Below are 12,973 nucleotides of genomic sequence, written 5' to 3'. Positions count from 1 at the left end.
CTTTTTATAAAATTATGACATTTAAAGAAAAAGTAAACGGATTAATTACAGAAGCTCTTCTGGAAAAGCCTTCAATCTTTTTGATTGATTTGTCTATTTCGGATTCTTTCAAGATTAGTGTTGGTTTAGACGGAGATAATGGAGTGGCGCTACAGGATTGTATCGATATAAGTCGTGCAATCGAGAATAATCTGGATCGTGAAGAGCAAGATTTTTCGCTTGAAGTAGCATCGGTTGGAGTAGGATCGCCTTTGAAATTTACTAGACAATACATTAAAAATATTGGTAGAACATTGATTGTTACTACAAATACTGAAAAAATTGAAGCAGAATTGGTAGAAGCTAACGATGTTTTTATAATTTTGTCTTGGGAAGCAAGAGAACCGAAAAAAGTAGGAAAAGGAAAAGAAACAGTTCAAAAAGAGCAACAAATACCTTATACAGAAATTAAAGAGGCAATTGTTACAGTAACATTTTAATTAAAGAATTCGCATGGAAAATTTAGCATTAATCGATTCATTCTCAGAGTTTAAAGACAATAAACTTATTGATCGTGTAACGCTTATGGCAATTTTAGAGGACGTGTTTAGAAATGCATTGAAGAAAAAATACGGTTCTGATGATAATTTCGATATCATTATAAATCCTGATAAAGGAGATATGGAGATTTGGAGAAGAAGAGTTATCGTTGCTGACGAAGATCTTGATTTTGAAAATGAAGAAATTACTTTGACTGAAGCAAGAATGATCGAAGCGGATTTTGAAATTGGTGAAGAAGTTTCTGAAGAAGTTAAACTGATTGATTTAGGAAGAAGAGCTATTTTGGCTTTGCGTCAAAACTTAATATCTAAAATTCACGAACACGATAATACAAATCTTTACAAGCAGTTTAAAGATATTATCGGTGATATTTATACTGCCGAAGTACACCACGTACGTCCTAGAGTAGTTATCTTAGTTGATGATGAAGGAAATGAAATTGTACTTCCAAAGGAAAAACAAATTCCATCTGACTTTTTTCGTAAAGGAGATAACGTTCGTGGAATTATTGAAAGTGTTGAATTAAAAGGAAATAAACCTCAAATTATTATGTCTAGAACTTCTGAGAAGTTCTTGGAGAAATTATTTGAACAAGAAATTCCTGAAGTTTTCGACGGATTAATTACGGTTAAAAACGTAGTTCGTATTCCTGGTGAAAAAGCAAAAGTAGCGGTAGATTCTTATGATGATAGAATTGATCCTGTTGGAGCTTGTGTTGGTATGAAAGGTTCTCGTATTCATGGAATTGTTCGTGAATTAGGAAACGAAAATATTGACGTAATCAACTATACAAATAATATTCAATTGTTTATTACAAGAGCTTTGAGCCCTGCAAAAGTTTCTTCAATCAAAATTGATGAAGAAAGTAAAAGAGCTGAAGTTTTCTTGAAATTAGAAGAGGTTTCTAAAGCAATCGGTAGAGGAGGTCACAACATCAAATTAGCGGGTCAATTGACAGGTTATGAATTAGATGTTATTCGTGAAGGTGATGTTGCTGGTACAGTTGCTGATGAAGACGATGTTGAATTAACAGAGTTTTCAGATGAAATCGAAGAATGGGTTATCGAAGAATTTGCTAAAATAGGTTTAGATACTGCAAAAAGTATCTTGAAACAAGAAGTAGAAGATTTAGTAAGAAGAACAGATTTAGAAGAGGAAACAATTCTAGACGTTATGAAAATACTAAAAGAAGAGTTTGATAGCTAGAAAATAGCTGGATATCTGCTCTAACAACACAACGAAAAAGGTAATAATAAAAAGGTTATATGTCTGAAGAGAGAGTAATAAGAATAAACAAGGTTTTAAGGGAATTAAATATCTCGTTAGAAAGAGCTGTTGATTATCTAAAAGATAAGGGAATTGCTATTGATGCAAATCCGAACGCTAAAATTTCTGACAGTGAATTTAATATTCTGCAAAGCCAATTTGCGGGCGATAAGGGGAATAAGGAAGCTTCTAAAGAGGTAGGGGAAGAGAAAAGAAAAGAAAAAGAAGCATTGCGTGTTGAACGTGAGAAAGAAATTGAAGACAAACGCAGACAAGACGAAGAACGTCAGAAACAGCAAGAGATTATAAAAGCTAGAGCTGTTGTAAGCGGACCAGTTCAAGTCGGAAAAATTGATTTGAATCCAAAGAAACCTGCAGTTGCTGCCCCTGTTGAGGAGCCGGTTAAAGCCAGTGAACCAAAAGCAGTTGTTACTCCTGCTCAGCCAGAAAAACCTGTTGAAAAAGAAATTGTACAGCCTGAGCCAGTTGTTGCTCCTGTAGTTTCGGAAGAAAAAAAGGTTGAAACGCCTATTATTACTGAGAAAAAAGAAGTAAAAGCTGAAAATTCTAAAACGGCACAGGAACCAATCGTTTCGACTGATCCTGCAACTGCAGAGGAAACAATCACTACTCAATATCAAAAATTATCCGGAACGACTCTTACTGGGCAAACAATTGATTTATCTCAATTTAATAAACCTAAGAAGAAAAAAGAAGATCCGAAAATTACTCCAAATAAACCAGGAGTTCCAGGAGCAGGAAACAATAATAATAACGCTAATAAAAATAAGCGTAAAAGAATTGCTCCTAAACCAGGTGCGCCAGGCGCGCCAAAACCTGCTACAGGAAATGCACCGGGAACACCAAATCCTAATAAAATTACTCCAAATACTGGTGGTGGAGGTTTTAATGCTAACAGAAGTCAAAGACCTGGTTTCGTAAAAGGAAACCGTCCTGCAATTGTAGCTAAAGTTGAGCCTACAGAAGAAGAAGTAAAAAACCAAATTAGAGAAACTCTTGAAAAACTTCAAGGTAAAGGAGGTAAATCTAAAGCGGCTAAATATAGAAGAGATAAAAGAGAGACGCACCGTCAGAAATCTGATGACGAGCAAAGAGCACTTGATGAAGGAAGTAAAACAATTAAAGTTACTGAATTTGTTACTGTAGGTGAAATTGCTATCATGATGGATGTGCCTATTACAAAAGTAATTGGAACTTGTATGTCTCTTGGAATCATGGTAACGATGAATCAGCGTTTAGATGCTGAAACATTAACAATCGTTGCTGATGAGTTTGGTTACGAAGTTGAATTTATTACTGTCGATATCGAAGAAGCTATTGCGGTAGTTGAAGATAGAGAAGAGGACTTAGTAGTTAGAGCGCCAATTGTTACGGTAATGGGACACGTTGATCACGGTAAAACATCTTTACTGGATTATATTCGTAAAGAAAATGTTATCGCTGGTGAATCTGGAGGTATTACACAGCACATTGGAGCTTACGGAGTGACTCTTGATAATGGACAAAAAATTGCGTTTTTAGATACTCCGGGTCACGAGGCGTTTACCGCAATGCGTGCACGTGGAGCTCAGGTTACAGATATCGCAATTATCGTTGTTGCGGCTGATGATGATATCATGCCACAAACAAAAGAAGCAATTTCTCACGCACAAGCTGCGGGGGTACCAATTATATTTGCGATCAATAAAATTGATAAACCAAATGCAAACGTTGATAAAATCAAAGAGCGTTTGGCTGGTATGAATTTACTTGTTGAAGACTGGGGTGGAAAAATTCAATCACATGATATTTCTGCAAAAGTTGGAACAGGAGTAAAAGAATTATTAGAGAAAGTTTTATTGGAAGCTGAAATTTTAGATTTGAAAGCGAATCCAAATAAAGCAGCTCAGGGAACTGTTGTTGAGGCGTTCTTAGATAAAGGAAAAGGATATGTTTCTACAATTTTAGTACAACAAGGTACTTTGAAAATTGGAGATTATATGTTGGCCGGAAAACACCATGGAAAAGTTAAAGCAATGCATGATGAGCGTGGGCATACTGTATTAGAGGCAGGACCTTCAACTCCAGTATCTGTTTTAGGTTTAGATGGAGCTGCTACAGCGGGGGATAAGTTCAATGTTTTTGAAGATGAAAAAGAAGCAAAACAAATTGCATCTAAACGTTCTCAATTAATGCGTGAGCAGTCTGTACGTACTCAAAGACATATTACGCTTGATGAAATTGGACGTCGTATCGCTCTTGGTCAGTTTAAAGAATTAAATGTAATCCTTAAAGGAGACGTTGATGGATCTGTTGAAGCATTATCAGATTCATTCTCTAAACTTTCTACTGAAGAAGTTCAAATTAATATTATCCATAAAGGAGTTGGTGCGATTACTGAAACCGATGTTAACTTGGCTTCTGCATCAGATGCGATTATTATTGGATTTAATGTTCGTCCTGCTGGAAATGCAAGACAGCTTGCAGATAAAGAAGAAATCGATATCCGTTACTATTCTATTATTTATGCGGCAATTGATGACTTGAAAGATGCAATGGAAGGAATGTTAGCTCCTGAAATGAAAGAAGAAGTTTTAGGGACTGCTGAAATTCGTGAGATTTTCAAAATTTCTAAAGTGGGTTCAATCGCTGGTTGTATGGTAACAGATGGTAAGATCTTGAGGACTTCTAAAATTAGAGTTATCAGAGAAGGAGTTGTTGTTCATACAGGTGAACTTGTTGCTTTAAAACGATTCAAAGATGATGTTAAAGAAGTAACGAAAGGATATGATTGTGGTATTCAGATTAAAGGATTTAATGATATTGAAGAAAGAGATGTTATTGAAGCATACCATGAAGTTGCAATCAAAAAGAAATTGAAATAATTTTCAATAAATATATTAAAAAGCCTCAATGAAAATTGAGGCTTTTTTTTGTAATTATAGTAAGAGAAGTGTGATTTTTGGCTGTGTCATAATTGTTGGAAATTTATTATTTTTGAGTAAAATTATTTAATTATGAAACAATTACTATACACGGCTGTTTTTTCGATTTGTGTTTCTGCTTTCTCTTTTGCTCAGGAAGCTGTAGAAAAAAGTGCTCCGCCAGCGGGTAACGCCGTAGTGGGAGATTATTATGGGGCAGACGTTTCTAGCATTGCAGTTGAAAAAGCGGTCTCGGTTGAAAATTTAGAGAATAAATTTAATGATCAGAAGAAAGTTGAGAATATTGCGATCAAAGGAGAAGTGACAGATGTTTGCGAAAAGAGAGGATGTTGGGTGACTATTAAAACGGAAAATGGTTCTTCTTTTTTTGTAAAGATGAAAGATTATGCTTTTTTTGTGCCAAGTGCGCTGAAAGGAAAAAATGTTGTTTTGGAAGGTACTGCTGAGAAAAAAATCACTTCTATTGATGAGTTGAAGCATTATGCTAAAGATGCTAAAAAATCCCAAGCAGAAATAAATGCGATAACTTTGCCAAAAGAAGAAATTCGATTTGTTGCAAGTGGAATTAAGGTGGTAAATTAGGCTTAAATAAATGTTACAGCAAAGTTTATCACATAAAAAAAGCGAGATTTTAATCTCGCTTTTTTTATGTGCAATGCAGTGTTTCTTATTTGCCTGGTTTAAGTAAAAAGACACTTTTGTATCTATTTTTTATATCGGCTAAATTTCGCTCTGCTTCAATTCTGGTTTTAAAATTTCCAACTATTACTTTGTAGTTTGGAGTGTTAAAAATGATTGTTCCATCAATATTGCTGTATTCTCTTTTAAAATCCGATAACGTTTTTTTTGCCTCTTCGCTTTTTCCGCTAAAAATTTGAATTCGGTACGTATCGTTTGTACTTATTGATGTGTTAATTTTTCGTTTTTCAGTTAGTAACTGCTCAAATTTCGGGTCCTGATTTACTGTTAAATTTTGATCCTGAGCATGAATGTTATATGCTAACATGAATACAGTCAGCGTTAAGAAAACTCTTTTTGAAGGGGTTAAAATTCTCATAATGTGATGGTTTTTATGCAAAAATAGTATTTAAAGTTTGTATGGAAAATTTTAATATTATTTAGAATTGATATAAATTGATATTTAAGACTATTTTAAGGTTTTGAGAATAGTTCATAAGTCGTATTTTTGTGCAAGTTTTAAAAGAGGGTATTTATTTTTACAGCTTTAATACAGTAAAAATCATACCAAAAATTAGTAGATAATTATTATACTATATGAAAAAGGTGGGTAACCATAATTCGATCTCAAGAAAATTGCTCCTTAGCTTATCGCTAACGCTGATTTTCTCCCTAACTTCATTTGCTCAAGATGCTGCTGCTCCTGCGGCGCCTGAAGCTGCTGCTGCTCCAGCTGCAACTACAGGTGGTGATCCAGCAAAAGGGAAAGAACTATTTAATGCAAATTGCGCTGCATGTCACAAATTAGATGCTAAATCAACAGGTCCTGCATTAAGAGGGGTTGCTGACAGGCATGAAATGGCTTGGATTTACAAGTGGGTGCACAACAGTTCTGATATGATTAAATCAGGAGATGCTGCTGCTGTTAAGCTTTTTGAAGAAAACAACAAGGCGGTAATGACTGCTTTTCCTCAATTATCTGAGGGTGATATCGATAATATTATTGCTTATACTTCTGAGAAAAAAGTTGAAGTTGCTGCGACTCCAGGTGGGCCGGCTACTCCTCCAGGTACAGCTGTAGAGAGCGGTGCTATTTCTAATAATGTTATTTTAGGAGCTCTTGCTCTTGTAATGGCTATTTTAGTTGTGATGTTGTTCATGGTGAACAAAGTGTTGACTAAAGTAGCAAGTAATAACGGTATTGAAGTTGCTCCTAAAAAAGGCAGATTGCCAATTTGGAAAGCATTTGCTAGAAATCAATTTTTAGTATTGGTTACTTCAATTTTCTTATTGTTGGCAAGTGGTTATTTTGTTTATGGATATTTAATGCAAGTTGGTGTAGATCAAAACTATGAGCCAATTCAGCCAATCCATTATTCTCATAAAATTCACGCTGGAGATAACGAGATCAATTGTAAATATTGTCACTCTGCTGCTCGTGTTAGTAAAACTGCAGGTATTCCTTCTTTAAATGTTTGTATGAACTGTCATAAAAATATTTCTGAAGTTGCTGAAACTACTGCTACTCCTGAGTACAGCAAAGCTTTCTATGATGCTCAAATTCAAAAATTATACGATGCTGTTGGTTGGGATAAAACTAAACAAGCATATACTGGGAAAACACAACCTGTAAAATGGGTTCGTATTCATAATCTTCCTGATTTTGTATATTTCAATCACTCACAACACGTTTCTGTTGCAGGAATTGAGTGTCAGACTTGTCATGGTCCGGTACAAGAATTTGAAATCATGAAGCAATATTCTAAATTAACAATGGGATGGTGTATTGATTGCCACAGAAAAACTGATGTTAAGATGGAAGGAAACGCTTACTATGATAAAATTCATGCTGAACTTTCTAAAAAATACGGTGTAGAGAAATTAACTGCAGCGCAAATGGGAGGCTTAGAATGCGGTAAATGCCACTATTAATCGAATTATTAAGATTTTAATATTTATATACAATGTCATCAAACAAAAAATACTGGAAAAGTGTTGAAGAACTAGAGAATGGTTCTATTGTTGAGGCGCTTAGAAATAACGAATTTGTTGAAGAAATTCCTACTGATGAATTCTTAGGAAATGCTGAAGCTTTAGCTTCATCTGGAACTTCACGTCGTGACTTTTTAAAGTACGTAGGATTTAGTACAGCTGCTGTTACACTTGCTGCTTGTGAGGGTCCTGTGCACAAGTCTATCCCTTATGTTTTACAACCAGAGCAAATCATTCCTGGTGTTGCAGATTATTATGCAACAACTGTTTTTGATGGTTTTGATTTTGCAAATCTTTTGGTAAAAACTCGTGAGGGTCGTCCAATTAAAGTTGAAAACAATACTATTGAAGGAGCTAAATTTGCAGCTAATGCAAGAATTCATGCTTCTATTTTAGGATTGTATGATAGTGCTCGTTTAAAAGAGCCAAAGATAGATGGTAAAAATTCTACTTGGTCAGCTGTTGATTTGAGAATCAAATCAAGTTTAGCTGAAGCAAAAGCTAAAGGTGGACAAGTAGTATTGTTAACAAATACTTTAGCAAGTCCATCTTCAGAAAAATTAATTGCTGAATTTATTGCAAAAAATCCAAACGCTAAACACGTTGTTTATGATGCAGTTTCTTCATCTGAAGCTTTAGATGCATTTGAATCTGTTTATGGTCAAAGAGCTTTAGTTGATTATGATTTTTCAAAAGCTTCATTAATTGTATCTGTTGGTGCTGATTTCTTAGGAGACTGGCAAGGTGGAGGATATGATTCTGGATATGCAAAAGGACGTATTCCACAAAACGGAAAAATGTCTCGCCATTTTCAGTTTGAATCAAATATGACATTATCTGGAGCGGCTGCTGATAAGCGTGTTCCAATGACTACTGCTGATCAAAAACAAGCATTAGTTCAAATTTACAATATAATTGTAGGTGCTTCTATTCCTGTTTCTTTGGATGGCGCTTTTAAAGCTGAAGTAGTAAAAGCTGCTCAGCAATTAAACGCTGCTGGTTCAAAAGGAGTTTTAGTATCTGGAATTGAAGATAAAAATGCTCAGTTGTTAGTTTTGGCTATTAATCAAAAATTAGCAAGTGAGGCTTTTAGTACTGTTGGTACTAGACAAATTAGAAAAGGTTCTAATGCAGTTGTTGCTCAATTGTTAAAAGATATGAATGCTGGAAGTGTTCATACTTTAATTATGAGTGGTGTTAATCCTGCTTACACTTTAGCTGAATCAGCTTCTTTTGTATCTGGATTGAAAAAAGTAAAAGAATCTGTTGCTTTTTCATTGAAAGAAGATGAAACTGCATCAATAGTTAAAATTGCTGCTCCAGCTCCTCACTATTTAGAGTCTTGGGGAGATGTTGAAATCACAAGCGGAACTTATAGCTTAACTCAGCCAACTATCCGTCCAATCTTTAATACAAAACAATTTCAAGACGTTTTATTGTCTTTAAATGGTGTTGGTGGAACTTTCTACGATTATCTAAAAGCTAATTCTTCTAGTTTAATTGCTGGTTCTTCTTGGAATAAAGTATTACATGATGGTGTTTTAGTAACTGGTTCAGCTGCTTTATCTGGTGGAGCTTTTGATTCGGCTGGTGCTGCAAGTGCGCTTTCTAAATCAAAATCTGCTGGAGGTCTTGAATTAGTATTATATACTAAAACAGGTATGGGTGATGGTCAACATGCAAACAATCCTTGGTTGCAAGAGTTTCCAGATCCAATCACTAGAGTTTCTTGGGATAACTACATCACTGTTTCAAACGCAGATGCTAAAAAGTACGATTTATCAAATGAGATTGTTGCTAATGGAGGTTTGAATGGTAGTTATGCTACAATCACAACTGCAGATGGTGTGAAAATTGAAAATGTTCCGGTTATTGTTCAGCCTGGACAAGCTGTTGGAACAATTGGATTTGCAGTTGGTTATGGTCGTAAAGCGGCTTTAAAAGAAGAAATGCAAGTAGGTTTAAATGCATACTCTTTATATAAAAACTTTAATAATGTTCAGTCTATAACTTTAGCTAAAGCTAATGGTGTTCATGAGTTTGCTTGTGTTCAAGGACAAAAAACATTAATGGGTAGAGGAGATATCATTAAGGAAACTACTCTAGAAATATTTAATTCTAAAGATGCTGAGCATTGGAATGAAAAACCAATGGTATCTTTGGATCACCAAGAAGTTGAAGCTACAACTGTTGACTTATGGGAATCATTTGATCGTACAACAGGTCATCATTTTAATCTTTCTATTGATTTAAATGCTTGTACTGGATGTGGAGCATGTGTTATTGCATGTCACGCAGAGAACAATGTACCTGTAGTTGGTAAAGCTGAAGTTAGAAGAAGCCGTGATATGCATTGGTTGCGTATTGACAGATATTATTCTTCTGAAAGCACTTTTGAAGGTGATAACAAAAGAAAAGAAGGAATCGCTGGTTTATCTAGTTCATTGTCTACATTCAATGAAATGGAAAAAGCTGGAGAGAATCCACAAGTAGCATTCCAACCAGTAATGTGTCAGCACTGTAATCACGCACCTTGTGAAACAGTTTGTCCAGTTGCTGCGACTTCTCACGGACGTGAAGGTCAAAACCACATGGCATATAACAGATGTGTTGGTACTCGTTACTGTGCAAATAACTGTCCATATAAAGTTCGTCGTTTTAACTGGTTCTTGTATAACAAAAACAGTGAATTCGATTATCACATGAATGATGATTTAGGTCGTATGGTATTAAACCCTGACGTAAACGTTCGTTCTCGTGGAGTAATGGAAAAATGTTCTATGTGTATTCAAATGACACAAGCTACTAAATTGAAAGCTAAAAACGAAGGTCGCCCAGTTAGAGATGGTGAATTCCAAACTGCTTGTTCTAGTGCTTGTTCTTCAGGAGCAATGATATTTGGTGATGTAAATGATAAAGAAAGTAAAGTTGCTAAATTAGCTGCTGACGAAAGATCTTACCATTTATTAGAGCATGTAGGAACAAAACCTAATGTGGTTTACCATGTTAAAGTTAGAAATACTTAGTAAATTATTAATTAAGAAACAATATAAAGGATTATGTCGTCTCACTACGAAGCACCCATTAGAAAACCTTTAGTTATAGGTGATAAATCTTATCACGATGTAACTGTAGATGTGGCAGCGCCTGTTGAAGGACCTGCAAATAAACAATGGTGGATTGTATTTTCAATCGCATTAACAGCCTTCCTTTGGGGGTTAGGTTGTATCATTTACACCGTATCTACCGGTATTGGAACATGGGGATTAAATAAAACAGTTGGTTGGGCTTGGGATATCACGAACTTCGTTTGGTGGGTTGGTATTGGTCACGCCGGAACATTAATTTCTGCAGTACTATTACTTTTCCGTCAACGTTGGAGAATGGCTATTAACCGTTCTGCGGAAGCTATGACTATTTTTTCAGTAGTTCAAGCAGGTTTATTCCCAATTATTCACATGGGACGTCCATGGTTGGCTTACTGGGTGTTACCTATTCCAAACCAATTTGGATCTTTATGGGTGAACTTTAACTCTCCATTACTTTGGGACGTATTTGCAATTTCTACTTATCTTTCAGTTTCATTAGTTTTCTGGTGGACTGGTTTATTACCTGATTTTGCTATGCTTCGTGATAGAGCTATAACTCCATTTAACAAAAGAGTTTATTCTATTTTAAGTTTTGGATGGAGCGGTAGAGCAAAAGACTGGCAACGTTTTGAAGAAGTATCTTTGGTATTAGCTGGTTTAGCTACTCCTCTTGTACTTTCTGTACACACGATTGTATCTATGGACTTTGCTACTTCTGTAATTCCAGGATGGCATACAACTATCTTCCCTCCATACTTCGTTGCTGGAGCTGTATTCTCAGGATTTGCAATGGTAAACACATTGTTGATCGTTATGAGAAAAGTTTCTAACCTTGAAGCGTACATCACATTACAACATATCGAATTAATGAACATCATTATTATGATTACTGGTTCGATCGTAGGTGTGGCTTACATCACTGAGTTATTCGTAGCTTGGTATTCAGGTGTAGAGTATGAGCAATATGCATTCTTAAACAGAGCTACTGGACCTTACTGGTGGGCATATTGGTCAATGATGACTTGTAACGTTTTCTCTCCACAATTTATGTGGTTCAAAAAATTAAGAACAAGTATCATGTTTTCATTTATTATTTCGATTGTTGTAAACATCGGAATGTGGTTTGAAAGATTCGTAATTATTGTTACTTCTTTACATAGAGATTACCTTCCATCTTCTTGGACAATGTTCTCGCCAACATTTGTTGATATTGGAATCTTCATTGGAACAATTGGTTTCTTCTTCGTATTGTTTTTATTATACTCTAGAACATTCCCTGTAATTGCTCAGGCAGAGGTAAAAACAATTTTGAAAGGAACAGGAGATAATTACATTAGAGAAAGAGCAAATAGTAAAGATTCACATCATGAGTAATAAAGTAATATACGCCATTTATAATGACGATGATATTTTGATGGATGCAGTAAAGAAAACCAGAGCTGCTCACCATCATATTGAAGAGGTTTTTACTCCATTTCCTGTTCACGGATTGGATAAAGCAATGGGCTTAGCGCCAACAAGATTAGCAATTTGTGCTTTCTTATATGGATGTGTTGGTATTTCTGTTGCCACTACAATGATGAGTTATATTATGATTCATGACTGGCCACAAGATATTGGTGGTAAGCCAAGTTTCAGTTTCATTCAAAATATGCCATCTTTTGTGCCAATTATGTTTGAGATGACTGTATTTTTTGCTGCTCACTTAATGGTTATTACTTTTTATATGAGAAGTAGATTGTGGCCATTTAAGCAAGCTGAAAATCCTGATGTAAGAACAACAGATGACCATTTTTTAATGGAAGTTGCTGTAAAAGATAATGAAGCTGAATTAGTTTCTTTCTTCGAAGGTACAGGAGCTGTTGAAGTTAAAGTAATTGAAAAGAATTAATTGTAGCTATGAAAAGGATATATAAAATAACACTTTTAGTTGGTATAACTATTTTAGTTTCATCTTGCCACAATAATTCGGCACCAAACTATCAGTATTTCCCAAATATGTATGAATCTGTAGGTTATGAGCCTTACGCAGAAGCAAAAGTATTTAAAGGAGGAAAAGAAGGTCAGCTTCCTGTTGAAGGAACTATTAATAGAGGTTTTGAGCCTTATGAGTATGAAAATTCGACTGCAGGTTATGAATTAGCAAAAGCTAATTTAAAATCACCTTTGACTGAAGCAGAAAGAAATTCTGGAAAAGGAAAAGAGCTTTTCGAAATTTATTGTATCAGTTGTCATGGTGCGGCTGGTAACGGTAAAGGTAAATTGGTTGAAAGAGAAAAATTTCTTGGGGTACCTAGTTATAAAGACAGGGTTATCACTGAAGGAAGTGTATTCCATGTTGAAACTTATGGTTTAAATGCAATGGGTTCACACGCAAATCAATTAAGTGCCCACGAACGTTGGTTAGTTGCTGACTATGTTCTAAAACTAAAAAGCCAATTATAATTGTTGAACAAACTGATC

The 12,973-nt window shown here is 35.2% G+C and carries 10 protein-coding genes; 9 read left to right on the top strand and 1 reads right to left on the bottom strand.

The window, feature by feature from the left end; genetic code table 11:
- Nucleotides 1-14 precede the first annotated feature (14 nt).
- The 4 genes from rimP to ACNFIH_RS09480 all read left to right on the top strand — a co-directional run bounded on the left by rimP (nucleotide 15) and on the right by ACNFIH_RS09480 (nucleotide 5,333).
- On the top strand, nucleotides 15-479 hold the full coding sequence (gene rimP, locus ACNFIH_RS09495) for a ribosome assembly cofactor RimP (RefSeq protein WP_426486426.1): 465 nt from the start codon (nucleotides 15-17) through the stop codon (nucleotides 477-479).
- A gap of 13 nt (nucleotides 480-492) precedes the next feature.
- Nucleotides 493-1,746 carry a transcription termination factor NusA gene (gene nusA / locus ACNFIH_RS09490; RefSeq protein ID WP_035645285.1) on the top strand — a complete coding sequence of 418 codons (1,254 nt, stop codon included), beginning with the start codon at nucleotides 493-495 and terminating at the stop codon, nucleotides 1,744-1,746.
- 59 nt (nucleotides 1,747-1,805) lie between these two features.
- On the top strand, nucleotides 1,806-4,691 hold the full coding sequence (infB, locus tag ACNFIH_RS09485) for a translation initiation factor IF-2 (RefSeq protein ID WP_035645283.1): 2,886 nt from the start codon (nucleotides 1,806-1,808) through the stop codon (nucleotides 4,689-4,691).
- Between the two features lie 132 nt (nucleotides 4,692-4,823).
- Nucleotides 4,824-5,333 carry a DUF4920 domain-containing protein gene (locus ACNFIH_RS09480; protein WP_426486425.1) on the top strand — a complete coding sequence of 170 codons (510 nt, stop codon included), beginning with the start codon at nucleotides 4,824-4,826 and terminating at the stop codon, nucleotides 5,331-5,333.
- A gap of 85 nt (nucleotides 5,334-5,418) precedes the next feature.
- Here the strand turns inward: ACNFIH_RS09480 and ACNFIH_RS09475 are convergent, their stop codons facing one another.
- Complete coding sequence (locus ACNFIH_RS09475; RefSeq protein WP_426486424.1) at nucleotides 5,419-5,808, bottom strand: SPOR domain-containing protein; 390 nt, start codon at nucleotides 5,806-5,808, stop codon at nucleotides 5,419-5,421.
- A 218-nt stretch (nucleotides 5,809-6,026) separates the two neighbouring features.
- Here ACNFIH_RS09475 and ACNFIH_RS09470 point away from each other — a divergent pair, with 218 nt between their 5' ends.
- The 5 genes from ACNFIH_RS09470 to ACNFIH_RS09450 are packed head-to-tail and all read left to right on the top strand — an operon-like array spanning nucleotide 6,027 to nucleotide 12,955.
- Nucleotides 6,027-7,361, top strand: a complete 1,335-nt coding sequence (locus tag ACNFIH_RS09470; RefSeq protein WP_426486423.1) for a c-type cytochrome — start codon at nucleotides 6,027-6,029, stop codon at nucleotides 7,359-7,361.
- Between the two features lie 32 nt (nucleotides 7,362-7,393).
- Nucleotides 7,394-10,447: a TAT-variant-translocated molybdopterin oxidoreductase gene (locus tag ACNFIH_RS09465; protein WP_426486422.1), complete on the top strand. Its 3,054-nt coding sequence runs from the start codon at nucleotides 7,394-7,396 to the stop codon at nucleotides 10,445-10,447.
- A gap of 33 nt (nucleotides 10,448-10,480) precedes the next feature.
- A complete protein-coding gene (nrfD, locus tag ACNFIH_RS09460) occupies nucleotides 10,481-11,884 on the top strand; it encodes an NrfD/PsrC family molybdoenzyme membrane anchor subunit (RefSeq protein WP_035645274.1) in 1,404 nt (467 codons plus the stop codon).
- On the top strand, nucleotides 11,877-12,401 hold the full coding sequence (locus ACNFIH_RS09455) for a DUF3341 domain-containing protein (protein ID WP_426486421.1): 525 nt from the start codon (nucleotides 11,877-11,879) through the stop codon (nucleotides 12,399-12,401). The genes nrfD and ACNFIH_RS09455 overlap by 8 nt, the downstream gene beginning before the upstream one ends.
- An 8-nt stretch (nucleotides 12,402-12,409) precedes the next feature.
- Nucleotides 12,410-12,955 (top strand): c-type cytochrome, encoded by a 546-nt coding sequence (locus ACNFIH_RS09450; RefSeq protein ID WP_035645270.1) that lies wholly within the window; start codon nucleotides 12,410-12,412, stop codon nucleotides 12,953-12,955.
- Nucleotides 12,956-12,973: the final 18 nt, after the last annotated feature.

The organism is Flavobacterium sp. 2 (assembly GCF_049949195.1).
Taxonomy (GTDB): domain Bacteria; phylum Bacteroidota; class Bacteroidia; order Flavobacteriales; family Flavobacteriaceae; genus Flavobacterium.
The sequence above is the reverse complement of the archived record's forward strand: the minus strand, read 5'-3'. Positions and strand labels throughout refer to the sequence as shown.

Bases quoted from the DNA above. Each gene is read 5' to 3' on its own strand.
- ACNFIH_RS09455 (WP_426486421.1), top strand. From the start codon at position 11,877: ATGAGTAATAAAGTAATATACGCCATTTATAATGACGATGATATTTTG.
- nrfD (WP_035645274.1), top strand. From the start codon at position 10,481: ATGTCGTCTCACTACGAAGCACCCATTAGAAAACCTTTAGTTATAGGT.
- ACNFIH_RS09475 (WP_426486424.1), bottom strand. From the start codon at position 5,808: ATGAGAATTTTAACCCCTTCAAAAAGAGTTTTCTTAACGCTGACTGTA.
- ACNFIH_RS09480 (WP_426486425.1), top strand. From the start codon at position 4,824: ATGAAACAATTACTATACACGGCTGTTTTTTCGATTTGTGTTTCTGCT.
- ACNFIH_RS09450 (WP_035645270.1), top strand. From the start codon at position 12,410: ATGAAAAGGATATATAAAATAACACTTTTAGTTGGTATAACTATTTTA.
- nusA (WP_035645285.1), top strand. From the start codon at position 493: ATGGAAAATTTAGCATTAATCGATTCATTCTCAGAGTTTAAAGACAAT.
- ACNFIH_RS09470 (WP_426486423.1), top strand. From the start codon at position 6,027: ATGAAAAAGGTGGGTAACCATAATTCGATCTCAAGAAAATTGCTCCTT.
- rimP (WP_426486426.1), top strand. From the start codon at position 15: ATGACATTTAAAGAAAAAGTAAACGGATTAATTACAGAAGCTCTTCTG.
- ACNFIH_RS09465 (WP_426486422.1), top strand. From the start codon at position 7,394: ATGTCATCAAACAAAAAATACTGGAAAAGTGTTGAAGAACTAGAGAAT.
- infB (WP_035645283.1), top strand. From the start codon at position 1,806: ATGTCTGAAGAGAGAGTAATAAGAATAAACAAGGTTTTAAGGGAATTA.